This window comes from Hydrogenophaga sp. RAC07 (assembly GCF_001713375.1).
GTDB lineage: Bacteria > Pseudomonadota > Gammaproteobacteria > Burkholderiales > Burkholderiaceae_C > Hydrogenophaga.
Genome location: NZ_CP016449.1, coordinates 987948 through 1013127 on the forward strand (window position 1 = coordinate 987948; position 25180 = coordinate 1013127).

Here is a 25180-nt window from a genome sequence, read left to right on the forward strand (position 1 = left end):
CGGCCGGCGTGTGCCTGCCGGGGCGCTTTGAATTTTTGAACTGAAAGACGGACCCCATGCGTCCCACCTTGTTTCATTGCCTTGTGCGACTGCTGCTGGCGCTGTGCCTGGCCGCCGGAGCATCGGCCCACGCCCTCAAACCGGCCGACGCCCTGGCCCTGGTGGACGGCGACACCGATGTGCGCATCGACACCCTGAACAAGCTCGCCGCCGAGCCCGACGAAAAAGCGTCTGCCCTGATCAAGGCCATGGCCGAAGAAGCCGTGCGTGTGCAGGGCGAACGGGTGTTCATCGTGGTGGACGATGGCGCCGTGGACGCCGTGACCGGCGAGAAGCTGCCTTTGCCCTACGACGCGGGCGACATCATGATCAACAACCGCCTGCGCAGCGCCATGGAGAGCGCGCTGGCGGGCATGGAGCTGGTGGGCGCAGAGCCCGAACGCCAGCGCGAAGCCGCGCGCACCTTGCAGCGCAGCGCGTTTGAAGAGCCCGACATCAGCCAGCTCGCGCTGATCGACAAGGCGCTGGCCGGCAACCTGGATGCGCAGGCGCGCCAGAGTCTGGAGCTGGCGCAGGCCGCCGTGTTGCTCGCCAGCGAAGATCCCGCGCAACGCCTGGCCGCCGCGCAGAAGCTGGGCGAGGCCAAACAGCCCATCGTGCGGCCGCTGCTGCTGCAACAGATGGAGAAAGAAACCGACGCCGGCGTGAAAGCCGCACTGGCCGATTCGCTCAAGGGCATCGACCGCATGCTGGCGCTGGGCAACACGCTGGCCCAGGCGTTCACAGGCATCAGCCTGGGCAGCATCCTGCTGCTGGCAGCACTCGGTCTGGCCATCACCTACGGGCTCATGGGCGTGATCAACATGGCCCATGGCGAGCTCATCATGATCGGCGCCTACGCCACCTGGCTGGTGCAGGCGTTCTTTCGCCAGTCGCTCCCCGAGTACTTCGACTGGTATCTGCTCGCGGCCCTGCCGATCGCGTTCACTGCTTCGGCGTTGGTGGGTGCGGCCATGGAGCGCACGGTGATCCGGTTCCTGTACGGACGCCCGCTGGAGACGCTGCTCGCCACCTGGGGCATCTCTCTGGTGTTGATGCAAGCCGTGCGCAGCCTCTTCGGCGCGCAGAACGTGGGCGTGGAAAACCCGAGCTGGATGAGTGGCGGCGTCACCTTGCTGGGCAACCTCAACCTGCCGTGGAACCGCATCATCATCATCGGCTTCGCGGTGGCGGTGCTGGTGGGTGTGACGCTCATGATCACCAAAACCCGCCTCGGTTTGTTCGTGCGTGGGGTCACGCAGAACCGGCCCATTGCCTCGTGCATGGGTGTGAACACCGCGCGCATCGACACCTATGCCTTCGCACTCGGTTCGGGCATTGCGGGCCTGGCGGGTTGCGCGCTCAGCCAGATCGGCAACGTCGGCCCCGACCTCGGCCAAAGCTACATCGTGGACTCGTTCATGGTGGTGGTGCTCGGTGGCGTGGGCCAGATCGCCGGCACGGTGTACGCCGCGCTGGGTCTGGGCATGCTCAACAAGTTCATTGAAGGCTGGGCCGGCGCCGTGCTGGCCAAGATCGCGGTGCTGGTCTTCATCATCATCTTCATCCAGAAGCGTCCGCAAGGGATCTTTGCGATGAAGGGCCGGAGCGCAGAAGCATGAGCACCACACCCAACGTCCCCGTGGCTGTGTCGCTGCCCCAGCCCGGCCCCTTGCTCACCCGCACCGGCTGGAGCGCCTTCGTGGTTGCGCTGCTGGTGGTGTGCGCCGTGGCGCCGCTGCTCAACCTGTTCGTGCCCGAGGGCAGCGCCTTCCACCTGAGCGACTACATGGTCGGCCTGCTCGGCAAGATCATGTGTTACGCCATCTGCGCGCTCGCCATGGACCTGATCTGGGGCTACACCGGCATCCTGAGCCTGGGCCACGGCCTGTTCTTCGCGCTGGGCGGCTATGTGATGGGCATGTACCTCATGCGCCAGATCGGGCTGGACGGCAACTACAAGAGCGAACTGCCCGACTTCATGGTGTTCCTCGACTGGAAGGAACTGCCCTGGCACTGGGCGCTCTCTGACAGCTTCATCGCCACCCTGCTGCTGATCGTGCTGGTGCCCGGCCTGGTGGCTTTCGTGTTCGGCTACTTCGCCTTCCGCTCGCGCATCAAGGGTGTGTATTTCTCCATCATCACGCAGGCGCTCACCTTCGCCGCGCTGCTGCTGTTCTTCCGCAACGAGACCGGCTTTGGCGGCAACAACGGCTTCACCGATTTCAAGCGCATCCTGGGCATTCCGCTGGCCACACCCAGCATGCGCATGACCCTGTTCATCATCACCGGCCTCACGCTGCTGGGCTTCTTTCTGTGGGCGCGCTGGCTGGTCAACAGCAAGTTCGGCCGCGTGCTGCAAGCTGTGCGCGACGCCGAGAGCCGTGTCATGTTCTGCGGCTACAACCCGTTGCCCTACAAGCTCACCATCTGGACCATCTCGGCGGTGATGTGCGGCATTGCCGGCGCACTCTATGTGCCGCAGGTCGGCATCATCAACCCCGGCGAAATGAGTACGGCCAACAGCATCGAGATCGCGATCTGGGCCGCGGTGGGTGGCCGCGCCACGCTGATCGGCCCCATCGTCGGCGCCTTCATCGTCAACGGCGCCAAGAGCTGGCTCACCGTGAGCTTTCCCGAGTACTGGCTGTACTTCCTGGGCGTGCTGTTCATCGTGGTCACGCTCTTCATGCCGCAAGGCGTGGTGGGCCTGGTGAAAAAACTGCGTGGACACAAAGGAGGCCAGGCATGACGCCCGACCTGATGGAAGAGGGCGCGCAGCGCCTGGAGAAGATCGCGGCTGTTGGTCTCGCGGGCAACACCGCATCGGGCGGTCGCGCGGCGGGCTTCTCCCGGCTGGTGACGCCCGGCGAAGTGGACACCACCCACGGCCGCATCCTGTACCTCGACGGGGTGAACGTCAGCTTTGACGGTTTCAAGGCCATCAACAACCTGAGCCTGGACATCGCGCCCGGTGAACTGCGCTGCATCATCGGCCCCAACGGCGCGGGCAAGACCACGATGATGGACATCATCACCGGCAAGACCAAGCCCGACTCGGGTCACGTGTTTTTCGGCAGCACCATCGACCTGCTGCGCTACCGCGAAGCCGAGATCGCGGCCATGGGCATCGGGCGCAAGTTCCAGAAGCCCACGGTGTTCGAACACCTCACCGTGTTTGAAAACCTCGAACTCGCACTCGCCACCGACAAGGGCGTGCGCCGCTCCATGGTGTTCCGCCTCACCGGCGCTGAAAAGGACCGCCTGGGCGAGGTGCTGCAGACCATCCACCTCGCCGACAGCGCCGCGCGCCTGGCCGGCAACCTGAGCCATGGGCAAAAGCAGTGGCTGGAGATCGGCATGCTGCTGATGCAGGACCCGAAACTGCTGCTGCTCGACGAACCCGTGGCCGGTATGACCGACGAAGAAACCGAGCGCACGGCGCAGCTGTTCCTCACGCTCAAGGGCAAACATTCGCTGATGGTGGTGGAGCACGACATGAGCTTCATCCGCACGATTTCAGAGAAGGTCACGGTGCTGTGTGACGGCGCGGTGCTGGCCGAGGGCACGCTGGACGAGGTGCAGGCCGATGAGCGCGTGATCGAGGTCTATCTGGGTCGTTGAGGACAAACACATGAGCCTGCTCGAAGTCAAAGACATCAACCAGTACTACGGCGGCAGCCACATCCTGCGCAACGTCAATCTGCAGGCCGAACTCGGCCAGGTCACGGTGGTGCTGGGCCGCAACGGCGTGGGCAAGACCACACTGCTCAAATCGCTCATGGGGCTGGTGCCCATCAAGAGCGGCAGCATCACGCTCGACGGCGTGCCCATTGCCGGCGCCACGCCCTACGAACGCGCCCGCATGGGCATGGGTTTTGTGCCGCAGGGGCGCGAGATCTTTGGCCGCCTCACCGTGCAGGAAAACCTGCTCATGGGACTGGCCTACAAAAAGGGCAACACGCCCATTCCGCCCGAGCTGTTCGAGCTGTTTCCCGTGCTCAAGCAGATGCTGGGCCGGCGCGGCGGTGACCTGTCGGGCGGGCAGCAGCAACAGCTGGCGATTGCGCGCGCGCTGGCCGCCGGCCCCAAGCTGTTGATATTGGACGAACCCACCGAAGGCATCCAGCCCAACATCATCAAGGACATCGGCCGCGTCATCCGCATGCTGGCCGACCGCGGCAACATGGCCATCGTGCTGGTGGAGCAGTACTACGACTTCGCCGAAGCCCTGGCCGACCGTTATGTGGTCATGGAGCGCGGTGAGGTGATTGCCAGCGGCCCCGGCAGCGAGATGCAGGCCAAGGGCGTGCGCCAGCTCGTGGCCATCTGAGCACGCCGGGCCTCAGTGCCCGGTGTGTTGCGCCGTGTGGTGGCCCAGGTGCCCGCGCTCGGCCCAGTGGTCGAACAACTGCATGCAGACATGCGCCACGGGATCGGGCTCCAGCCCCAGGCGCGTGAGCACGTCGAACAGGTTGATCAGCGCCGCCTCCAACGCCAGCGGCGGCAGGCCCGCTGGCAGCTGGTGGCTGTTGTCCTGTGCGAACGTGAGCAGCCACTCGCCGTCGGTCACGCCCAGGCCCACGCAGCCGAAGCGCCGGCCTTCGTCCAGCAAGTGAGCGAGCAGGCTGAACGGCACCCAGCCCGAGCCAAAGCGCGATTGCGCTCGCGCCAGCGCGTGCAGGGCGTTGGGGGTGAGGCCCCGGGGTCTGGCGGGCTCGTGGAACACCGTCAACGCAATCTCGAAGCCGACCCGCACGAGGTGCGCCGGTGGGCACTGGTGCAGCACCTCGTGGACCAGCGCGTGGTTCAGGTGGGTGCTGGCATGCAGGTGCTGCAGCGGACGCAGCAGGCGCGAGAGGCCGGGCTGCGTGGCCATGCAGCTGCGCACCACGCCGGGCAGCCACACCGTGGGCTCCACCTGCGCGTCCACCAGCGTGCGCAGCGCCAGCTGCGGGTGCCCTTCAAACGAGGGCAGCAACAACAGGTCAAACACCGTGTGCTGCGCCGAGCGGCTTGCCGGATGACCGTGATGCCCGCTGCGGTGCGGGGCCAGCCAGGCCAGCACATCGGCCCAGGCGTCGTCGGTTTTGTCAAAGGTCTGCGCCACGCGGTGGATGTGCGCCAGCACCAGGCAGGGGTGGCGCCGCCCGGGCTTGAGCAGCGCCAGCCGCGCCGCGTGTGTGAACTGGTAGAGCAGACGCTGGCGCAGCCGGCGGGACACGCGCGCCTCTTGATCGGCGCACAGGTGCAGCAGGTGCTCCAGCGTGGAATGCCCTAGCGGCGTGAGCAGCCAGTGGTCGTCGCAGCAACGGTCGCCCACACACACCAGACCCGGGTGCTGGTGCGACAGCCACACCACCGATTCATCGTCCCCCGGCGACACCTCCACCAGACGCGACAAACCCGCCGTGGGTGACTGTTCCAGCGCCAGCAGGCTCAGATCACCGATGAGGTGTTCCAACGCGTGCGGGTCCGGGTTGTGCTCCAACTGCTGCAGGCGGTGGGCCATGCCCGCTGGCGTGAGCTCGTTCAAGCGAGCTTGCAGCAGCGGATGCGAATGACCCGCCGGCAGCAAGTGCAACACGTGTGAGAGCCAGAAGGGCAGCGGAGCAGCGTCCGCAGCCGACGCCTCGATGAGGCCGATCACCAGCGCGGTCGGGTCGCGCGGGCCCACCGCCGTCCAGGCCGACACCAAGGCGTGGGCCACACGGTCGTGTTGGGCATGGTGCTCGCGCAGGCTGTGCACCATGTGCTCCAGCACCGCCGCCTCCACCGTGGGGTGCAGCGCCTGCGCGGTGTGCAGGATCTGCACAAAACATTCGTGAAGACGCTCCGCGTGCGCGTGGTCTGCGTCGTCGCCGGGAACCAGCCGCAGTTCGTCCAGTGCCTGCAGCAGCAAGGCCTGCGCCTGGCTCGGCGTGAGGTCGTGGCGCGTGGCCGTTCGAATGTCGGAACGCAGCAGCGGCTGCGCGGGCGCGGTGTGGCGAAGGGCGTGAAGCCGTTGGGTGGGGGTGGCAGAGGAGTTCATCGCAGCGGGCGGCCAATGGAAGGGACGCCCATCGTCCTGCGCCGCCAGCGCGGTGTGAATCCGCCCGGGAGCCCATGGCCCCCGTTCTGGAGCCCTTACTTGCCCAGCTGAACCAGCGCCGCCTGCAAGCCCGACAGGCCACCCACACGCTGGTCGTTGATGAAGATCTGCGGCATCTGCCGCACCGAAGGGCCGCAGCGCTCGTAGAACGCGAGACGCTCGGTCTCGTCATCGATCTTGATCTCCTCAAACCCGAGCGAACGGGACTTGAGCAGCATCTTGGCCGACTCGCATTGCGGGCAGGCGGACTTGGAGTAGACGGTGATGTTGAGTTGCATGGGGGAAGAGTTTACGGGTGGACGCTTCCTGGCCGTCCTCACTCCGCCGTGATCTTCCGCTCCTTGATGATCGCGCCAAACCGCTGCGAATCGTCCGCGCCGCGTTTGCCGAACTCGGCCGGCGTGAGCGCCAGGGCTTCGCCACCCAGTGCGGTGATGCGGTCTTTCACGGCGGTGCTGTTCAGGATCTTGTTGATCTCGGTGTTCAGCTTGGTGATCACAGCCTGCGGCGTGCCGGCGGGGGCGTAGAAGCCGAACACGGAGTCGGCGTCAAAACCTTTCAGGCCGGCTTCGTCGAGCGTGGGCACGTCGGGGAACAGGGGGGAGCGTTTCATGCTGCCCACGGCCAGCAGTTTGGTGCGGCCGGCGCGGGCGTGCGAGAGACCGATGCCCGGGTCAAAGTAGTAGTCGATCTGGTTGCCCATGAGGTCGGTGAGCGCGGGGGCGGCGCCGCGGTAGGGCACGTGCACGGCAAACAGGCCGGCCTGGCTCTTGAACATTTCGCCCGCCAGGTGGGGCGAGCTGCCGTTGCCGGCCGAGCCGTACACCAGCCGGCCGGGGTTGGCCTTGATGAGCTTGATGAGGTCCTGCACGTTGTTGGCTTCCAGCGTGGGCTTGCCCATCAGGTACACCAGCACGCGCGCGGCCGAAGCCACGGGCACGAGGTCTTTGGCCGGGTCAAACGGCATGCGCGGGTAGATGTGCGGGTTCACCGACACCATGCCGCCCGAACCCATGAGCAGCGTGTAGCCGTCGGCCGGGGCCTTGGCCACGGTGTCGCCGGCGATGTTGCCGTTGGCGCCCGCGCGGTTTTCCACCACCACGGGTTGGCCCAGTGCGGCGGCCAGCGGCGTGGAAACGAGCCGCGCGATCTGGTCGGCAGCGCCCCCGGGCGGGAAGCCCACCACCACCTTCACCGGCTTCTCGGGCCAGGCCTGCGCCAGCGCGGCGGGCACGGCGGCCAGGGCCATCAGGCCCAGGGCGGCGGCGCCGGCCAGGTGCCAGCGGCGAGAAGGGTTGGTGATGTGGGGCTGGTTCATGTCTGTCTCCTTGTCGGTTTTGTGGTGGAACGGTGAACGGAAAACTCAGTGTGGCGTTCAGTGTGGCGCAATGGCCTTCACTTTCAATCGGGGGTTGTGCTGCCACCGGATCGGCTGCGCTTTCACCGGGCGCGCGGGTGCGCCGTGTTGCTGCAGGGCCAGGTCGAGTGCCTTGCCGGCTTCGTCGCTCAGCGCGGCGGTGCGGGCGGCGGCCACGGCGCGGCAGCGTTGTGCGGCACTCGTGGGGTCGTTCAGTGCGGGCAGGGCTAGGTGGTCGATGATGTGCAGCAGGTTGTCTTTGCCGCGTTCATTGGTGCTGCCATAGCCCTTGATGAGCCGGCCACACAGTGCCACCTCGTGGCCCAGCTGCCAGTGGATGGAGCTGAGCTGAACCACGGCGGCGAGCCAGCGGTCGATGAGGGCCTGCTCGGCCTGGAAGCGGCTGCCCATGGGGCGCAGGCGTTTGGTGGCGGCCAGGCCGCGCAAGGCGAGCATGCCCAGCACCGAGTGCGTGCCGATCTTCAGCGGCAGCGCCCACGGCGCCTTGCCCGCGGCCACGCGCCGGCGGTCCCAGGCCAGCACGCGCTGTGCCATGCCGGCGGGCAGCATGGCGGCGAACTCGGGCGCGCCGGGCTTGAAATGGTCGTACACGCGCAGCAGGTCGTCGTTGCCGGCCTTGGCCTCCGCGCGCACGCGGGCCTGGCGGCTGGCTCGGCTCTTGAGGTCGGCCACGAGCACGATGTCGTCGAAGGCCATCCACAGCGCGACCCAGCGCGCCATTTCCACGGTGGTGGCCCAGCCGTGCTCACCTTGCGGGTCGGTGCGCTTCTCGGCTTCGAGCACGCGCCGCAGCCGCGCGGCGTAGTGCGAGCCGTAGGCGGCGTTCTGGTAGTCACACACCCGGGCGTGGCCCAGGGCCATGAGCGGGTGCACTTCGGGCGGGAACTCGCGTGCGAGGGCTGCAGGCAGGCTGGGGCCGGCGGGTGTGGGCTCGGGTGCGAGCACCTGCTCCACATACGCGGCCTGCGCGCGCTGGGCCTGCACCGCGTCGAACGCGAGCGCGAAGCCGCGCAGGCTGGCCTTGGCGCTGGCGCCGGCGGTGCCGATGACGGCTTCAAAGTCCTGCCGCGCAAACGGCAGCAGGCCGCTGCCCGCAATGGCGCCCAGCATCACCGCGCTCACCACGGTGCCGGCCTGTTTGGTGAGTGCGGCCATGTCCAGCACATGCCGCGCGCGGCTGTGGGTGTTCACCAGGTCGACCAGCTCCGAGGCGTCGCGCCGGCCGTCGCCCATCACCATCTTCTCGCCGGTGGTGAGCGCCCGGGCCGACGAGGTGATGACCAGGGTGTGCGAATCCGAGGCCAGGCCGTTGGTGATCTGGCGGCCGGTCTCCAGCAGTTCTGACGACACCAGTGCGTCGAGCCGGCCGGGCAGGGGGTTCAGGCCGAACACCGGCTTGCGCCCGCCCAGTTGTGCCATGGGCACGGGGAACACCTCCATGTAGTAGGTGGTGGCGCCCGTGCGCTGCGCCACGCCGGGAATGGAGGTGGCCTGCGCTGCGTAGCCGGCGTGGCGCGCGGCCTCCACCAGCCAGTCGGTGAGGATGCCGCCGCCTTCTCCGCCGAGGGCGCAGAGCAGCAGGGAGATGGGTTGTTGGTTGTTGGTCATGGGGACTCCCGCCGGGCCGCCCCAAGGAAGGACCGCGCCCCCTTTGGGGGCAGCGAATACACGAAGTGATGAGCGTGGGGGTTCATGGTCACGCCGGCTGGAGGAAACGAACAATGCTGCCGCGCAGCGAATGGAACAGGCGCTCGTGCCACTTGGGGTTCTGCACCACTTCCGCGCGGTAGAACGACGGGCACAGCGTGGCCGCGTGCGCGTTGGCGCCGCACAGGCCGCAGCCCACACAGCCGTCGATGACGGTGGCCACCGGGTCGACCTTGAGCGGGTCGGGGTTGTCTTTCAAGGTGAGCGTGGGGCAGCCCGAGAGGCGGATGCAGGCGTGGTCGCCGTTGCACACGTCTTCGTCCACGCCGTATTTCACGCGCACCACGCGCTCGCCCTTTTTCAGCAGGTTGGCAATCCAGGGTTTGATGCGGCGCTGGCGTTCCAGTTGGCATTCGCCCTCGGCCACGATCACCTTGAGGCCCTGGAACGGCGTGCTGAAAGCTTCGGTGAGCGTGGCGCGCATGGTGTCCACCTCGTAGGTGTTCACGGTGCGCATCCACTTCACACCCAGGCCCTTGAGCGTGGTTTCGATGGTCTGGTTGGTGTGGGCGAGACTCGCCTGCTTGTCGCTGGCCTGGTCCTTGGCGTCGTCATCGGGCGTGGAGATGATGTCCTGCGTGCCGGTGGCCGAGGTGTAGCCGTTCTTGAAAATCAGCAGCACCGCGTCGTCGCCGTTGAAGAGCGCGCTCTGCACGCCGGTGAGCAGGCCGTTGTGCCAGAAGCCGCCGTCGCCCATCACGGACAACACGCGCCGCTTCATCACCGGCGACACGCCCGCGCGGCTGGCCAGGCTCATGCCGTAGCCGAGGATGGAGTGACCGAACGAAAACGGCTCGAAGGTGGCGAGTGCGTGGCAGCCGATGTCGCCCGCAATGTGCACCGGCCCGGTGTCTTGCTGCGCCAGCTTGAGCGCGGAGAACACCGGCCGCTCCGGGCAGCCGATGCACATGCCCGGCGGGCGCGCCGGCAGCGGTGCGGAGAGCTGCTGCACCGACTCGGCGCGGCGCGTCTGGTTGCCCTGCAGCCAGGCGCGAGCCGTCTCCGTGATGGCCTGCGTGGCCGGGTCCTGCAAATGGCGGCCGACAAACTTGGCCAGGCCGTTGGCCATGACTTCGACCGTGTACTCGCCCGCGTTGGGCAGCATGTCCTTGCCGTGCAGCGGGGTCTGGATGTCCAGCCGGCGCAGCAGCGTGGCGAGCTCCTGTTCGATGTACTCGGGCTGGCCTTCTTCGAGCAGCAGCACCGCACGTTTGCCCAGGCAGAAGTTGGTGAGTTGCTCGGGCACCAGCGGGCAGGTGACGTTGAGCACCAGCATGGGAATGGCGGTGTCGCCAAACGCATCGGCCAGGCCGAACTGCTGCAGAGCGCGGATGAGGGTGTTGTAAAGACCGCCCTGCACGATGAGGCCCAGTTCCTTGTGCTCACCGTCGAAGAACTCGTTGAGGTTGTTCTCGACGATGTAGCGCCGCGCCGCCGGAATGCGCTCGTCGCCCTTGAGCTTCTCGTGGCGGAAGGTCACTGGCGGGTGGGCCAGGCGGTTGTAGTCGAAGCTGGCGGGTTCGTCGATCAGCTTGTGCCGCGAGAGCGCGGGCTTGACGTTGTCCTTGGTGGTGAAGCTGCCCCGCACGTGGCAGGCGCGGATGCGCAGCTCCATCAACGCGGGCATGTTCGACGCCTCCGACAGCCGGAAGCCCTGCTCGACCATGTGCACCATGCGCTCCAGATCGGGGCGCGGGTCGAGCAGCACCATGCTCGACTTGAGCGCGTAGGCGTGGGTGCGCTCCTGGATCACGCTGGCGCCTTCGCCATAGTCTTCACCCACGACCACCAGCACGCCGCCGGTGACCCCGGGCGAGGCCAGGTTGGAGAGCGCATCGGCCGCCACGTTGGTGCCGACGATGGACTTCCAGGTGACCGCGCCGCGCAGCGGGTAGTGGATGGACGCGCCCAGCATCGCCGCGGCCGATGCTTCGTTGGAGCACGCCTCCACGTGCACGCCGAGTTCGTCCATGTAGGGCTTGGCCTGCACCATCACGTCGAGCAGGTGGGACACAGGGGCGCCCTGGTAGCCGCCCACATAGGCCACGCCCGATTGCAGCAGCGCCTTGGTGATGGCGAGGATGCCCTCGCCGTGAAAGGTCTGGCCGTCACCGAGCCGCAGGGACTCGATTTCCTGGGTGAATGAAACTTCCAAGGTGCTTGTCTCCAGCGGGTCGCTATCGTGGGTTTCGTGCGGGGGCGCGACCGAACCACCGAGTATCGGCACCGGATCGTCATCGATCAATACAATGAAACCACTAAGCGACATGAACGCCATGCATATCAAAGACCTCGACCTGAACCTGCTGCGCCTCTTCAACGAGGTGTACCGCGCCGGCAGTGTGAGCCGGGCGGCCGAGCACCTGGGCCTGACCCAGCCGGCGGTGAGCCACGGCCTCACGCGCCTGCGCCTGCTGGTGAAAGACCCGCTGTTCGTGCGCGCGCCCGGTGGTGTGAAGCCCACGCCCAAGGCTGTGGCGCTGGCAGAAGCGGTGCAGGGCGCGCTGGCCACGCTGGCCAGCGCGCTGAGCGAATCGAGCGGCTTCGACCCCGGCAGCTCGCGCCGCCTCTTTCGCCTGCACATGAGCGACATCGGCGAGAGCCGCTTTCTGCCCGATCTCATGGGCCGCCTGCAGCACGAGGCGCCGGGCGTGCGCGTGGCCACGCGCCCGGTGCCGCACGGTGGGCTCACCGACGCGCTGGACAGTGGTGTGATCGACTTTGCGTTCGGCTTTCTGCCGCAGGTGAAGGACACCCAACGCACCGAGCTGCTGCAAGACCGCTACGTGGTGCTCATGCGCAGCGGCCACCCCATGCACGCGCCGCTGGCACGCCTGCGGGGCCCGGCCCTGCTCAAGGCCTTGCACCAGCTCGACTTTGTGGCGGTGCGCACGCACAGCGACACCTTGCGCATCCTGGCCCAGACCGGCCTGCAGGAGCGCCTGCGCCTGACCACCGAGCACTTCATGGTGCTGCCCTCCATCGTGCAGGCCACCGACCTGTGTGTGGTGATGCCGGGCAACATCGCGCAGGGTTTTGTGGCCACGGGGGGTTGTGTGGTGGTGCAGCCGCCCTTTGTGGACCGTGGCTTCACCGTGTCGCTGCACTGGAGCCACCGCTTTGAAGGCGACCCGGACAACCGCTGGTTTCGTGAACAGGTGATCGCGCTGTTTGCCGAGCGCTGATCAGGTGGTGGCGGCGAGCAGGCCGTCGGGATTGGGCGGCTTGTAGCCCGCGGGCAAGGAGACGCCGCCTGGCGAGGCCGCGGCGCCCGTGTGTTCGCCCAGACGGGAGTGTTGTGCGGTCGTGCGGTAGCGCTCACGCAGTGCTTCGGTGCGTTCGTTGAGCGCGGTGAACTCGGGAATGCGCACGTTGTAACGCTGCAGCACCTGGTGGGCCGACTCGATCAGCTTGGCGTTGAGCGTGCGCTCTCCGTCATCGAGCAGCTTCACCACCGTGCCCTGCGGATCGCCCTTGATGCTCAGCGTCATGGCCTGTTCGGTCATCTTCAGGATCTGGCTGTGCGCGCTGCGCACCCGGTCGGCAAAGCCCTGCACGCCGGAGGCCGCGCAGGCCATGAGCTCGCTCATGGCCTTGCTGGTGCAAAAGCGCAGGGCGAGCGTGTCCACCGCGCTCTCGGATTCGTTGAGCGAGATCGACCGCATCTGCAGCCGGCTCATGAGCGCGAGCAGGTTGCAGGCGGTCTCGAAGTCGAAGTCGGGATTGAGCGCGTCGTTGGCCAGGCGGCGCACGTCGTCGAGTGCGCGCGCGGTGTTGTTGTTCTGCAGCGCCAGCAGGCTCTCTGCCATGCCGAGCAGGCGGTGGGGCCGCGCGGGCGCGTGGCTGCGGTCGCGCAGGCGGGTGAGCTGGTCCACGGTGCGGGCCAGGCCACGCAGGTCGTTGTTGTCCAGCCGCGCAAAGGCCAGCAGCAGCAGGGCCTGGGCGTCGAACATCTTGGAGTCCAGCCCCAGGCGCGTGGCGCGGTCGAGCAGTTCCACGCCCTCGCTTTTCTCACCGGTGTAGTAGGCCAGCATGCCGTGTTTGAGCAGGCGGCTGATGGAGGAAGGCGTGAGTTTCGTGGCCATCTGGTAGGTGGTCAGCGCACTCTGGAAGTTGCCCAGTTCGAACTGCGCGCGGCCCATCACGTCGTAGGCATCGGCGTAGTTGTTGTCGTCCTGGATCAGGCTCTCCAGGGTGGTCACGGCCTTGGCGGGTTGTCCGCCTTCAAGCTGCGCGCGCGCCACGCCCAGACGCGCCCAGGGCAAGGTCTTGGCGGCGATCACGGCTTCGTAGAGTTTCTGCGCATCGCCAATCTCGCCGTTGCGCAGCAGCAGCTCGGCGCCGATGCGCGCGGCATACAGCCAGTAGGTGCCCCGGGTTTCAAAGCGCTCCAGGCAGAGCAAGGCGGCCTGGTCGAACTGCTCGGCGTCGATGGCGGAGAAGATGCTTTCCAGCGACTTCTTGCGGTCGCGCGCCATCCGGATGCGCTCGAACAGGCGCGCACCGGTGTGGGGTTTGAGCAGGTAGGCATCCAGCGCGGACTCGGCCGCTTCGGCCACCTTGGCGTATGAGGCCTCGGCGGTGACCATGATGAATACCGTGTAGAACGGCAGCAGCTGGTTGCGTCGCAGGTCGTCCAGCAGGTCCTGGCCCGACATCGAGTCGCGGTCGAAGTGTTGTTCGCAGATCACCACGTCGTACCGGTTCACTTCCAGCTTGCGCCGGGCGTCCACCAGCCGCGAGCACTGCGAGACCGTGCCCACGCCGAGCTCACGCAGTTGCGACACCAGGATCGAGCGCGACTGCACGTTGCCTTCGATCACGAGAGCGTGGGCGTCTTGCAGGTGGTTCGCGGCAACGGGCATGGGTGGTTCAGGGCGCGGAACTGGCGCGCCCATCAATGGCTTTCCCATTCTGCGCACGACGCCAGCGCGCTGGTGCACCGATCAGCGGGGGCTTTTCACCCCAATTCGGTGCCTGTCAGACTTTCCAGATGCGCGGTGGTGTGTTGTTCAGGCCCCAGGCGTGGGTGCGCAGCGCGGCCCACACCTGCTGGAACAAGGTCATGAGCGGCTCCACCATGGGCGCCACCCCGCGCACCACGAGCATGCGCGGGTTGGGGCAGGTGGCGCCCACCTGCACGCCGTGTTCACCACCCGACGCCGTGCGCACCGCCTCCAGCAGCTGTTCACGGCGTTCGCGCGTGAGGGGGGTGCCGCTGGCCAGCCAGAGCGTGCCCATGCATTTGTGGCCGCCCAGGCCCAGCGGCGATTCGAGCAGCCGCGTGTCGGCTGCGTCGATGCGCGATCGCTCCAGCCACAGGCCCGGAATCTCCAGGTGCTGCGTGAGGCTGCCCCGGTCAAACGCCTGGTTGGCGTTGGGCAGGCCGAGGGCGCACACATCCCAGCCGATCATTTCAGCACTCTCAGCCAGGGTGGCCGTGAGGTGGTTGAGAGCGAGGCAGCCGGGGTAGGCGATGGCCTCCAACGGCAGCCATTCGAGACGCGCGCCTTCGTCGAGCGTGAGCGTGACGCGCTGCTCGGTGGCGGGGCCGTCGGAGCGGTAGAAGCGTGTGGCGCCGGGCGTGGCGAGCAGCCCGTGTGAGTGGGCTGCTGCGTGCACGTTGACCTCCAGCACATCGCCGCCCACGAGCCCGCCGGGCGGATGGATGATGACGTTGTGGCAGATGCCGTCGCCCTCGGGGTAGAGGCTTTTGAAGATGCGCAGCGGGCCGGTGTGGCGGTGCTGCAGCACGGTGCGATGTTCGTCGCGGCGGTAGTGGAGGTCGAGTTGGGCGTGCCAGGGCATGCTTTGAGTTTAGGGGCTGGGCTGGGGGGATTTCTGGCCTGGGCCTCGCGGGCTCGCGGACGCGGTGTGCGCTGCTCCGCGGCTGTCCCCCGAGTCGGCTTCGCCGCCTCTCCTCCTTTACGCCGTTGCGCAGCGCACACCGCGTCCGCGAGCCTGAAGCAGCGTGCCCCGTGGTCGCCGATGACCGGAGCAGCCGGAGAAAACCCAACAAAGAATCTATCCCCAGAAACCCCGATGAGGCTCACTCGCTTCCTCGATCAACACCGGCCCGATGCATTCAATCGGATGCGGTGACGCGTTGAACACATCGCGACACGACAACTCGGCATCGCGCTGCGCCGCAACCTCTCCGCGAAACACCCGCAAGCGCACCGCGTCGATGCCGAACACCACGCGCCCGATGTTGCTCCAGAAGATCGCGCCTGCGCACATCACGCAGGGCTCGGCCGAGGAATAGAGGGTGGAGCGCGAGAGCGTCTCGCGGTCCACCACCGGGCTGAGCTGGCGCACCGCGTTGGTCTCTGCGTGGCCCGTGCAGTCGCCGGTTTCGCTGGTGTTGCACCAGGCCTCGGCGAGCACGCGGTCGTCGTCGGCCACCACGACCGCGCCAAACGGCCGGTTGCCGCGCTCACGGCCCACGCGCGACCAGGCGATGGCCTGGCGCATGTACAGGCCGTCGCGCTCGTTGATGGGCGTTTCCGCGTCCATCAGGCCTTCACCATTCGCAGGTTCGCGGCCGGCAGCATGGCGCGGTTGAACACACCTTCCACACTCGGGCGGGCTTTCAAGCCGTACACGCTGACCACCTCGTCCACCTGATCTTCGAGCGTGCGCTTGAGCACATCGCCCAGTCCATGCCCCTTGGTGTCGGCCGCGGCGATGTACTGCTGCGTGATGCGCCAGCGCTCCAGCTCCACGGCTTCGTTCAGGATGGGCTCGCGCACCTTGGTGGCCGCGATCGCGGCGGCCGGGTCGGCCATGCTGTCCAGAATGGCGCGGTTGGTCGCGCGCAGGAAGCCGGCCACGGCGGCCGGGTTCTGTGTGGTCATGGCGTTGCTCGCCAGGATCGCGTTGCCATACAGGTTCACGCCCGCTTGCTGGTACTGCAGGATGGACAAGTCGTCGAGTTTCATGCGGGCGAACAGCGACACGGCGGAATCGTGAAAGTAGGTGGCGCCGTCCACATCGCCGCGCACCACCACGTTGTCGCGCGAGGCGAAGTCGGTGGTGGACCACTGGAAATATTCGTCCTTCACGCGCAGCTTTCGCGCCACCATGGGCCAGGCGCGGCGGGTGGACTCCACCGCTGCGGCGGCGATCTTCTTGCCTTCGAGGCTGCGGAAATCGGTGGTGATGCCGCGGTCCTTGCGGCCGATGATCGCGAACGGTGCGCGGTTGTAGTACTGGTACACCGCCTGCACCAAAGGCGTGCCGGTCTGGCTGGCCTGGAACTCGATGAGCGAGCTGATGTCGCCCAGCCCCATCTGGTAGACGCCACTGGCAATGCGCGTGATGGAGGCCACCGAGCCTGCGCCCACGTCGATGCTCACGTCCAGGCCTTCGTCCTTGTAGTAGCCGCGCTGCTGCGCCAGAAAGAAGGGCGAGGTCTGGCCGGTGATGCGGAAATCCAGCGTGAACTTGATGGGCGTGAGCTTGGGCGCCGACTGGCCCCACACGGTGGGCGCGCCCAGTGAGGCAAGGGCGGCAGAAGTGGCAATGAAGAGGCGGCGTTGCATGGCGTGGCTCCGGAAAAATGGGCTTGTTCCAACCCCCTGGGCCGTGTGGACACAGGGGACGTACAAGAGCAATTTCCGGGCGGGTGACGCGGCACCCACTGAACGCTTCTACTCTGCGAAATGCGTGTACGCACAAGCCATGCCAGCAGGAGTTCATCAAAACGGTGCGTCGCCGTGGCCTGCGTTTTGCTAGCATGTTTGCCCAGAGTAGAAGCGTTCAGCACCGCGCCATGCGGAGCAGGAAATTGCTCTTGAGATCCCTCAAGCCATTTCTTTCAGGAGCGTTTCCATGCTGGTCACCCAACAGCCCGTCTTTCGCCGTTACTGGCACGCCGTCATGCCGCTCTCGCAGTTGGCCGACGGCCCCAAGCCCTTCACCTTGCTGGGTGAAAACATCGTTCTCTTTCTCGACGAACACGGTGAACCCGCCGCACTCAAGGACCGCTGCTGCCACCGCACCGCCAGGCTCAGCAAGGGCTGGTGCAAGGACGGCAACATCCAGTGCGGCTACCACGGCTGGGTCTACAACCGCAGCGGCCGCGTGGTCATGATTCCGCAGTACCCGGCGGACCGCGAGATTCCCAAGGACTACGGCACCACGGCCTACCACTGCACGGCGCGCTACGGTTATGCGTGGGTGGCACTCGAAGACCCGGTGGCCGACATCCCGGCGATGCCAGAGTTCGAGGCCGAGGGTTGGCGCACCATCTTCCAGTTCTACGAAACCTGGAACACGAGCCCGCTGCGTGCGCTGGAAAACTCGTTCGACAACTCGCACTTCAGCTTTGTGCACCGCGCCACCTTTGGTGTGGCCGCGTCCCCTGCGCCAAGCAAGTACGAGCTGGTGGAGAACGACGCGGGCTTTTACGCCGAAACGGTGATCGACGCCGCGAACCCGGAGCGCTTCCAGCGCATCAGCGGCGTGAAGGAGGCGATCACGCAGCGGCACATGCGCAACGCCTACTACCAGCCGTTTTCACGCCGGCTGGACATTGAATACCCCAGCGGCATTCGCCACATCATCATCAACGCCTTCACGCCCATTGATGACGGCCGCATGCAACTGTGCCAATGGCTGTTCCGCAACGACACCGAAGCCGATTGCCCGGCGCAGATGCTGATCGACTTCGATGACGAGATCACGCGGGAAGACAAGGACATCCTGGAGTCGACCGACCCGGACGCGGTGGTGGATCTGCGTCGCCGTGGCGTGGAGTACTCGATGGACTCGGATCGGCCGGGGATTCTGATTCGACGCAAATTGATGGCTTTGTTGACTGCCGCCGATGAGGTGGAGGTGCATCGCTGAGTTGCTTCTCTTGCACGCGCTTCTGGTCTGCACCTCGTGGGCGGCCGGCGGGCGGCGCTCTGCTCCGCGGGTGTCCCCGGACGGCTGGCGCCGTCTTCTCCTTCACCCCGCTGCGCAGAACGCCACCCACCCCCGTGCAGAGGCCACGGTGGCTCACCCACTGCTTGAGCCCCAACGAGGCCATCGGTGATCATGGGGTACGGCGCAGCGGGGTAAAGGAGGAGGACCGGCGAAGCCGGTCCGGGGGACACCCGCGGAGCCGTGCCCCGTGGTCGCCGATGGCCGGTGCCCCTCGGAAAAGACCTTCAGCGAGCGGCCCAGAACCCTTGATGGGGCTCCAGCATCTCGGCTTCGAGCTCAGGCACCGGGCCCATCACCTGAATCGACTTCTGCCCGCGCGAAAGCACCTCACGGCAAGGCAAGGACAAGGTGGGGTTCTCTTCGTGGCTGCCGGTGAGCGCGAGCAGAGCCTCTTCACCCGCCCCGTACACCACCCGCCCGATGTTGGCCCAGTAAATCGTGCCGGTGCACATGGCACACGGCTCGAAAGTGGTCACCAGGGTGCAACGCGCCAGGTACTCGCCGGGCCAGTTGTCCGCCGCCGTGCGCGCCAGGGTCGACTCCGCATGGTTCACCGTGTTGATGTTGCCTTGCTCGGCCAACACCGTCTCACCATCGGGCGCCACCAGCAGGGCACCAAAGGGATGGCGGCCCATGCTGGCGGCTCGCCTGGCCACCTCGTTGGCCCTTCGCAGGTGCCTGGCAACCTGATCAGGGCTCATCAGTTTTGTGAGCCGCGGTGTGCCCAGCCGGTGGTGTGCTTCTCGATCCAGCTGAACAACTCATACATCACCATCGCCATCGCTCCCACCACCAGCAGACCGCTGAAGGCCAGACCCATCTGCATCGATGAACCGGCGGAGATCAGCAGATAGCCGATGCCTTCGTTCGACGCCGTCATCTCCGACACCGTGGTGCCCACAAACGCCAGCGTGATCGCGACCTTGAGCGAGCCGAAGAAGTAGGGCATGGAGCGCGGCAGGCCGACCTTGGTCAGCACGTCCCAGCGCTTGGCGCCCAGCACGCGCAACACGTCCTCCAGCTCCGGCTCCAGCGTGGCGAGGCCCGTGGCGATGTTCACCATGATGGGGAAGAAGCTGATGAGGAATGCCGTGAGGATGGCCGGGCCCACGCCGATGCCGAACCACACCACCAGGATGGGCACAAACGCCGCCTTGGGCAGCGCGTTGAAGGCCGTCATGAGCGGGTACACCGCCGCATAGGCCAGGCGCGAGCTGCCGATGAGAAAGCCGAGCAGCACACCCACCACGATGGCGATGCCGAAGCCCGCCATGGTCACCCAGTAGGTGCGCCAGGCGTGGCCCAGGATGGTGGTCTTGTGCTCCAGTGTCTGTTCCCAGATGCGCGAGGGGCTGGGGAAGATGAATTCGGAAACGCCGAAGCCGCTGGTGATGACTTCCCAGATGACGATGATGGCCAGCAGCAGCAAAAACGGCGACCAGCGCTCCATCTGTTTTTTGTTCAAGCTCATGGTGTGGGTCCGTTCACTGGTTGACGGGGGTGCGCATGGCACCGATGTGGCCGCGCAGTTCGAGCACGATGTCGGAGAACTCCTTGGTGTAGGTCACCTCCAGTTCGCGCGTGCGCGGGATCGGAATCTCGCGCTGCACCACGAAGCGGCCCGGGCTCTTGCTCATGCAGTACACCGTGTCGGCCAAAAACACCGACTCGCGCAGGTCGTGGGTGACCAGAATCACGTTGAAGCGCTGCGCCTCCCACAGGTCGCGCAACGTGCACCATAGTTCCTCGCGGGTGAAGGCATCGAGCGCGCCGAAGGGCTCGTCGAGCAACAGCATCTTGGGTTCGTGGATCAGCGCGCGGCAGATGCTGGCGCGCTGCTGCATGCCGCCCGAGAGTTCCCACGGAAACTTCTTCTCCATGCCGCCCAGGCCCACGCTGGCGAGCAGGCGGCCGGCGCGTTCCACGTATTCCTTGCGCCGGTCCTTGAACTGGCTGCGGTAAGGCTCCACGATTTCCAGTGGCAAGAGCACGTTGTCCAGCGTGGTGCGCCAGGGCAGCAGCGAAGGCGCCTGAAAGGCCATGCCCGAGATCTTCAGCGGACCGGTCACGGGCTGGCCGTCGATGCGGATCTTGCCCATGCTGGGCATCTTCAGCCCGGTGGTGAGCTTCATGAAGGTGGACTTGCCGCAACCCGAGGGGCCGACGATGGCGATGAACTCACCCTGCTTGACCTTGAGGTTGATGTCCTCCACCGCAAAGGTGTTCTTGGCCAGCAGGTCGTCGTTGTAGGCCAGCCAGACCTGGTCGAAATCGACGAAAGGCTTGTCACTGGCGGAGTCTGGGGGCGGGGCGGTTTGCATGAAAAATTCCTGAAAAAAAGGCCAGCCGCCGCAGGGTGGCTGGCCTGGGCCAGAGGCTGCGGACCGGCCTTACTTTTTGGCGGGCGGCAGCACGTTGAGGTCGGCTGCAGCGGGCAGCATGGAGCCGTTCCAGATCTTGGCCGGGTCCACACGCGTCTTCGTGCCATAGGCATCGGACACCTGCGAAGCCATCAGCGCCAGACGACCGGGAACGATCTGGCCAAAACCTTCCTTGCGCGCGTCGGGGCTGGCCACCACGGCGTCGATGGCGAGTTGCAGGCGACGCGTTTCCAGGGGCACGTTGATGATGCCGTCACGCGCTTTCACCGTTTCGATGGAGGTGGCCGGGTTGGCCATCACGTCCTTGGCGCCCTTGGCGAAGGCCGTGAGGAAGGCTTTCACGGCGGCCGGGTTCTCGGCGATGAGCTTGGGCGAGGCGATGATCGCGTTGCCGTACAGCTTCACGCCGTTGTCGGCGTAGTTCATGACGATCACGTCCTCGGCCTTCACGCCACGCGCTTCCAGGTTGAGCAGCGAGGTGAACGAGAAGCCAGTGATGGCATCGATGTCGCCGCGCACCAGCATGGTCTCGCGCAGCGGTGGGTCCATCGACGTCCAGGCCACGTTGCTGATGTTGTTGGCCTTCTGGAAGATAGGGAAACCCTTGCGGCCGGCGTCGAACACCGGGGCGCCAAGCTTCTTGCCGCTCAGGTCGGCGGGCTTGGTGATGCCGCTCTTCTTGAGTGCGAGCACCGCAGCCGGCGTGTTGTTGTAGACCATCATCACGGCCACCGGCTTGTTGGGTGCGTCCGGGTTGTTGGCGTGGAACTCCATGAGCGCGGCCATGTCGGCAAAGCCCATGTCGTAGGTGCCCGAGGCCACACGGGTCACGGTGCCACCGGAGCCGTTGCCGGAGTCGATCGTCACATCCAGGCCGGCGGCCTTGAAGTAACCCTTGGCCGCAGGCTGCAGGAACAGGGCGGCCGGGCCCTCGAAGCGCCAGTCGAGCTGGAACTTGATGGGGGTCTGGGCCTGGGCGGCGCCCATGGCGGCCAGGGTGGCCAGTGCGGCGGCGGTCCGGATGAAGTGGCGTTTGTTCATGGGTTCTCCTGTGGGGTGAGGGATTGCAAGGGTCCGTGTCGGGAGCGCCCAGGCATGTTTCTGCATCAGCAATAAGGGTGCCAGCGGTGCTTACCCTTGGAAACAGATGCTTGCGGGTGTTTTGAACACAGAATGTGTATACAGATTCTGGTTTCCCGTCTCGAAAACGTCTACATGGGTAACCCCGAATGGTGCGCACCAAGTTGGGTCGCACCAGGGTGGGGCGATTTTGCCCGGGATCTGTCAGCGACCCGGTCGCCAGCGCGGCCAGAGCACGATCACCGCCAGACCCAGCAGCACCAGCGCGGCAGCGCCCAGCTTCCACGCGGGCAAAGGTTCGCCCAGCGACAAGGCCGACGCGCCCATGCCGAAGACCGGGATCAACAAGGCCAGCGGTGTCACCGTGGCGGCCGGGTGGCGCGCCAGCAGCCAGTTCCACACGCCATAGCCAAACAAGGTGTTGCCCACCGCCTGCCAGAGCACGCTGGCCCACACCAGGCCGCCGGCTTGTTCAACCGAGGAGCGCATGAGCGCCGGCCCTTCGATGAACCACGACAGGGCGAACAGCGGCGGCACCGCAAAGAGGCTGCTCCACACCATGAAGTGCAGCATGTTGACCGGTCCGAGCGACTTCACCACCAGGTTGGCCAGCGACCAGAAAAACGCCGCGCCCAGCACCGTGGCGATGCCCTGCAGCGTCACCGTGGCGTCGAGGTTGGCGGCAATCACGCCCAGGCCACACAGTGCGAGCAGCAAGCCGGCGATCTGGAAGCCGCGCACGCGCTCGCCCATGAGCCACAGCGACAGGCCGATGGTGAAGAACACCTGCAACTGCACCACCAGCGAGGCGAGCCCGGGTGAGATGCTGCTTCGCATGGCCAGGAACAGCAGTCCGAACTGGCCCACGCCCAGCAGCACGCCAAAGGCCGCGATCTTGTGCCAGGGCGCCGTGGGCCGTGGGATGAACAACAACCAGGGCAGGACGGAGAAAGCGAAGCGCAGCGTGGCGAACAGAAAGGGCGGCAGTCCGTCCAGGCCCCAGCGGATGACCACGAAGTTGGTGCCCCAGACAAAAACCACCGAGAGGGCGAGCAGGAGGTGGGTGGTGGGCAAAGGAAGGTCCGGGGCAGGTGGTGGGGGTCTCGGCGGCGAGTGTAGCGAGGACCGTTTTATTGCAACTGAATTGCGTTAATATCCGCCGAATCGCAACTGGGTTGCAACAGCCAGGAGAGCTCCCTGTGTCCCTTCGCCCCCGCCCCGCGCTCAACGGTGTGCCGCCCGAGATCCAGTCGCGCATGGAAGCCGCCGGCCTGCGCCGCACCCTGGCCACACGCGCCGTGCTCGGCCTGTTCCTGGCCCGGCCCGCTGGCGGCCTGACCCACGCGCAGGCCCTGGCTTCGCTCACCGCCCGCGGTCTGGACATCAACCGCGTCACGCTCTACCGGCTGCTCGATCGCCTGGCCGCGTGCGGCGTGTTGCAGCGCCAGGCCGACGACGCGCGCACCTGGCACTTCAGCCTGGCGTTGCCCATGCCGGGCGGTGAAGACGAAGTTGCGCTGCCGCGTTTCGAGTGCGATGCCTGCCACCGGCAGTTCCGCCTCACCGAGGCCAGCGAACCCACGCGCGCCGTGACGCACGACCTGTTTGCCGCGCTGGCGCGCCTGGGTCACCAAGGCAGCCGGGTGGACGTGTCCATCCACGGCACCTGCGCAGGCTGCGCGGAGCCCGACGCATGATTGAAAGCCGCGGATTGCAATTCGCCTACCCGCGTACCGAGCCGTTGCGCTTCGCCGATGTGTCGGTGGCGCAGGGCGGCACGTTGCTGTTGCGCGGACCTTCCGGCAGCGGCAAGTCGACCTGGCTCGCACTGGCCTGCGGCCTGCTCACGCCGACCGCAGGTGAGATGGTGGTGAACGGGCAGTCGGTGGGCGTGTTGGCCGCCGCCGCGCGCGATGCCTGGCGGGCAAGGCACATCGGTTTTCTGCCGCAGAAGCTGCACCTGAGTGAGGCCTTGTCGGTGGCGGACAACCTGGGGCTGGTCTTTTTTGCCGCCGGTCTGCCGGTGGACAGGGCCACTGTGGACCGGGCATTGCAGGCGCTGGACATGGCTGCTTTCGCCGCGCGCAAACCGTCGCAACTCTCGGGCGGACAGGCCCAGCGCGTGGCACTGGCCCGCGCACTGCTGTTGCGCCCGAGCGTGGTCCTGGCCGACGAGCCCACCGCCAGTCTGGACGACGCGGCGTGTGCGGCTTCGCTGGAATTGCTGCGCAACTGCGCGAACGCACTCAACGCCACGCTGGTGATCGCCACCCACGACGCACGCGTCATGCAGGCGCTGCCAAAAGCCAGCGTGCTCGCGTTCGACGCCGCTGTTCCGGTGGCCGCATGAACGTGTTCGGTCTCTCGTGGCGTTACCTGTGGTCGCGACCGCTGGCCACCACGCTCAACCTGCTCTTGCTCGCGCTCGGTCTGGCTTCCATGGCCTTTGTGCTGATCGCGCGCGACCAGGTTCACCGCGCCTTCGAGCGGGATCTCGCCGGTATCGACGCGGTGGTGGGCGCCAAGGGCAGTCCCATGCAGTTGATCCTGGCAGGCGTGTTCCACATCGACGTGCCGCCGGGCAACATCCCGCTGGCCGAGGTGCAGCGGCTGGCGCAGCACCCGCAGGTGACCAAGCTCATTCCGTTGAGCCTGGGCGACAACCTGCAGGGCTTCCGCATCGTGGGCACCACGCCGGACTACGTCGCGCACTACGGCGCACAACTCGCACAGGGAGCACTGTGGTCAACCCCGATGCAGGCGGTGCTCGGCGCGCTGGTGGCCAGCCGCACCGGGCTGCAACCGGGCCAGGCGTTCGAAGGCGCTCACGGTCTGGGCGCAGGCGGCGCCACGCACGGCAGCACACCCTACAGCGTGAGCGGTGTGCTCGCCCCTTGCGGCTGCGTGCTCGACCGACTCGTGCTCACCGCCACCGAATCGGTCTGGCGGGTGCACGACGACATGCACGCGGGCGACCAGATGGACGAAGCCGAACGCCTGGAGCTCGCCGAGGCGCTGGCCGACGAGCGCGAGGTGACGCTGGCACTCGTCACCTACAACACGCCCATGGCCGCGGTCAGCTTCCCGCGCTTCATCAACAGCACCACGCCCATGCAGGCCGCCGCGCCAGCGCTGGAAATCACACGGCTGCTGTCCATGGTGGGTGTGGGCACGCAGCTCCTCCAGGGTCTGGGTGCCGTGCTGCTGGGGGTGGCCGCGCTGTCGGTGTTCATCGCGCTGTGGAGCGCGGTGCGCGAACGCCGGGGCGATCTCGCCATGCTGCGCATGCTGGGTGCACCCGCGAGGCGTGTTGCCTTGCTGCTGTTGTGCGAAGCCCTGTGGCTGGCGGCGCTGGCCTGTGTGCTCGGCCTGCTGGCGGCGCACGGTGTGGCAGCGCTGCTGGGTTCCCTGTTGATGGACAGCCATTCGCTGACCCTCAACGGCTGGTCATGGGTACCGGGCGAAGTCTGGGTGCCGGTGCTGGCTTTCGTTGTGGCGGTGGTGGCGGCACTGGTGCCCGTCATCAGCGCCTACCGTGTCGATGTTTCTCAACTTCTCAACTCCAGGTGA

23 protein-coding genes are annotated in these 25180 nt (G+C 66.6%); 9 read left to right on the forward strand and 14 right to left on the reverse strand.

Annotation, left to right across the window (positions count from 1 at the left end; translation table 11 throughout):
- Window positions 1–56 precede the first annotated feature (56 nt).
- Genes urtB through urtE form a run of 4 tightly spaced genes read left to right on the forward strand, consistent with a single transcriptional unit; the run spans window position 57 to window position 4372 of the window.
- The gene (gene urtB / locus BSY239_RS04540; RefSeq protein ID WP_083239813.1) at window positions 57–1661 is read left to right on the forward strand and encodes an urea ABC transporter permease subunit UrtB; all 1605 of its coding nucleotides are present in this window, start codon (window positions 57–59) and stop codon (window positions 1659–1661) included.
- On the forward strand, window positions 1658–2791 hold the full coding sequence (gene urtC / locus BSY239_RS04545; RefSeq protein ID WP_069045799.1) for an urea ABC transporter permease subunit UrtC: 1134 nt from the start codon (window positions 1658–1660) through the stop codon (window positions 2789–2791). Before urtB ends, urtC begins: the two co-directional genes overlap by 4 nt.
- Entirely contained in the window at window positions 2788–3663 is an 876-nt protein-coding gene (gene urtD / locus BSY239_RS04550; RefSeq protein ID WP_069045800.1) for an urea ABC transporter ATP-binding protein UrtD, read from the forward strand. The genes urtC and urtD overlap by 4 nt, the downstream gene beginning before the upstream one ends.
- Window positions 3664–3679: 16 nt before the next feature.
- Window positions 3680–4372, forward strand: a complete 693-nt coding sequence (gene urtE / locus BSY239_RS04555) for an urea ABC transporter ATP-binding subunit UrtE (RefSeq protein ID WP_069048772.1) — start codon at window positions 3680–3682, stop codon at window positions 4370–4372.
- A 12-nt stretch (window positions 4373–4384) separates the two neighbouring features.
- Here urtE and BSY239_RS04560 read toward each other — a convergent pair whose 3' ends face one another.
- The 5 genes from BSY239_RS04560 to BSY239_RS04580 all read right to left on the reverse strand — a co-directional run bounded on the left by BSY239_RS04560 (window position 4385) and on the right by BSY239_RS04580 (window position 11370).
- Entirely contained in the window at window positions 4385–6070 is a 1686-nt protein-coding gene (locus BSY239_RS04560; protein ID WP_069045801.1) for a hypothetical protein, read from the reverse strand.
- A gap of 95 nt (window positions 6071–6165) precedes the next feature.
- The gene (locus BSY239_RS04565; RefSeq protein WP_069045802.1) at window positions 6166–6408 is read right to left on the reverse strand and encodes a glutaredoxin domain-containing protein; all 243 of its coding nucleotides are present in this window, start codon (window positions 6406–6408) and stop codon (window positions 6166–6168) included.
- Between the two features lie 38 nt (window positions 6409–6446).
- On the reverse strand, window positions 6447–7448 hold the full coding sequence (locus BSY239_RS04570; protein ID WP_069045803.1) for a Bug family tripartite tricarboxylate transporter substrate binding protein: 1002 nt from the start codon (window positions 7446–7448) through the stop codon (window positions 6447–6449).
- A 57-nt stretch (window positions 7449–7505) separates the two neighbouring features.
- On the reverse strand, window positions 7506–9116 hold the full coding sequence (locus BSY239_RS04575; RefSeq protein WP_069045804.1) for an indolepyruvate oxidoreductase subunit beta family protein: 1611 nt from the start codon (window positions 9114–9116) through the stop codon (window positions 7506–7508).
- 88 nt (window positions 9117–9204) lie between these two features.
- Window positions 9205–11370, reverse strand: coding sequence for a thiamine pyrophosphate-dependent enzyme (locus BSY239_RS04580; RefSeq protein WP_069048774.1), 2166 nt, complete (start codon window positions 11368–11370; stop codon window positions 9205–9207).
- 112 nt (window positions 11371–11482) lie between these two features.
- On the opposite strand from BSY239_RS04580, the gene BSY239_RS04585 reads away from it, so the two are divergent.
- Window positions 11483–12400, forward strand: coding sequence for a LysR family transcriptional regulator (locus BSY239_RS04585; RefSeq protein ID WP_069045805.1), 918 nt, complete (start codon window positions 11483–11485; stop codon window positions 12398–12400).
- On the opposite strand, the gene BSY239_RS04590 is transcribed toward BSY239_RS04585, so the two are convergent.
- The 4 genes from BSY239_RS04590 to BSY239_RS04605 all read right to left on the reverse strand — a co-directional run bounded on the left by BSY239_RS04590 (window position 12401) and on the right by BSY239_RS04605 (window position 16759).
- On the reverse strand, window positions 12401–14080 hold the full coding sequence (locus BSY239_RS04590; protein WP_069045806.1) for a tetratricopeptide repeat protein: 1680 nt from the start codon (window positions 14078–14080) through the stop codon (window positions 12401–12403).
- A 115-nt stretch (window positions 14081–14195) separates the two neighbouring features.
- Window positions 14196–15023 (reverse strand): urease accessory protein UreD, encoded by an 828-nt coding sequence (locus BSY239_RS04595; protein WP_069045807.1) that lies wholly within the window; start codon window positions 15021–15023, stop codon window positions 14196–14198.
- A gap of 216 nt (window positions 15024–15239) precedes the next feature.
- Window positions 15240–15731, reverse strand: a complete 492-nt coding sequence (locus BSY239_RS04600) for a nucleoside deaminase (protein WP_069045808.1) — start codon at window positions 15729–15731, stop codon at window positions 15240–15242.
- Entirely contained in the window at window positions 15731–16759 is a 1029-nt protein-coding gene (locus BSY239_RS04605) for an ABC transporter substrate-binding protein (protein WP_069045809.1), read from the reverse strand. Before BSY239_RS04605 ends, BSY239_RS04600 begins: the two co-directional genes overlap by 1 nt.
- Before the next feature lie 289 nt (window positions 16760–17048).
- Here BSY239_RS04605 and BSY239_RS04610 point away from each other — a divergent pair, with 289 nt between their 5' ends.
- A complete protein-coding gene (locus BSY239_RS04610; protein WP_069045810.1) occupies window positions 17049–18068 on the forward strand; it encodes an aromatic ring-hydroxylating dioxygenase subunit alpha in 1020 nt (339 codons plus the stop codon).
- A gap of 305 nt (window positions 18069–18373) precedes the next feature.
- Here the strand turns inward: BSY239_RS04610 and BSY239_RS04615 are convergent, their stop codons facing one another.
- The 5 genes from BSY239_RS04615 to BSY239_RS04635 all read right to left on the reverse strand — a co-directional run bounded on the left by BSY239_RS04615 (window position 18374) and on the right by BSY239_RS04635 (window position 22684).
- A complete protein-coding gene (locus BSY239_RS04615) occupies window positions 18374–18850 on the reverse strand; it encodes a nucleoside deaminase (RefSeq protein ID WP_069045811.1) in 477 nt (158 codons plus the stop codon).
- The gene (locus BSY239_RS04620; RefSeq protein WP_069045812.1) at window positions 18850–19620 is read right to left on the reverse strand and encodes an ABC transporter permease; all 771 of its coding nucleotides are present in this window, start codon (window positions 19618–19620) and stop codon (window positions 18850–18852) included. The genes BSY239_RS04615 and BSY239_RS04620 overlap by 1 nt, the downstream gene beginning before the upstream one ends.
- Window positions 19621–19633: 13 nt before the next feature.
- A complete protein-coding gene (locus BSY239_RS04625; RefSeq protein ID WP_069045813.1) occupies window positions 19634–20470 on the reverse strand; it encodes an ABC transporter ATP-binding protein in 837 nt (278 codons plus the stop codon).
- Between the two features lie 69 nt (window positions 20471–20539).
- Window positions 20540–21571, reverse strand: a complete 1032-nt coding sequence (locus BSY239_RS04630) for an ABC transporter substrate-binding protein (RefSeq protein WP_069045814.1) — start codon at window positions 21569–21571, stop codon at window positions 20540–20542.
- Between the two features lie 243 nt (window positions 21572–21814).
- Window positions 21815–22684 carry an EamA family transporter gene (locus tag BSY239_RS04635; RefSeq protein WP_216637497.1) on the reverse strand — a complete coding sequence of 290 codons (870 nt, stop codon included), beginning with the start codon at window positions 22682–22684 and terminating at the stop codon, window positions 21815–21817.
- 125 nt (window positions 22685–22809) lie between these two features.
- Between BSY239_RS04635 and BSY239_RS04640 the strand changes: the two genes are divergently transcribed.
- From BSY239_RS04640 to BSY239_RS04650, 3 genes are read left to right on the forward strand one after another with little or no spacing between them, the layout of a single operon-like run.
- Window positions 22810–23307, forward strand: coding sequence for a hypothetical protein (locus BSY239_RS04640; RefSeq protein ID WP_083239814.1), 498 nt, complete (start codon window positions 22810–22812; stop codon window positions 23305–23307).
- On the forward strand, window positions 23304–23960 hold the full coding sequence (locus BSY239_RS04645) for an ABC transporter ATP-binding protein (RefSeq protein ID WP_069045816.1): 657 nt from the start codon (window positions 23304–23306) through the stop codon (window positions 23958–23960). Before BSY239_RS04640 ends, BSY239_RS04645 begins: the two co-directional genes overlap by 4 nt.
- The gene (locus BSY239_RS04650) at window positions 23957–25180 is read left to right on the forward strand and encodes an FtsX-like permease family protein (protein WP_069045817.1); all 1224 of its coding nucleotides are present in this window, start codon (window positions 23957–23959) and stop codon (window positions 25178–25180) included. Before BSY239_RS04645 ends, BSY239_RS04650 begins: the two co-directional genes overlap by 4 nt.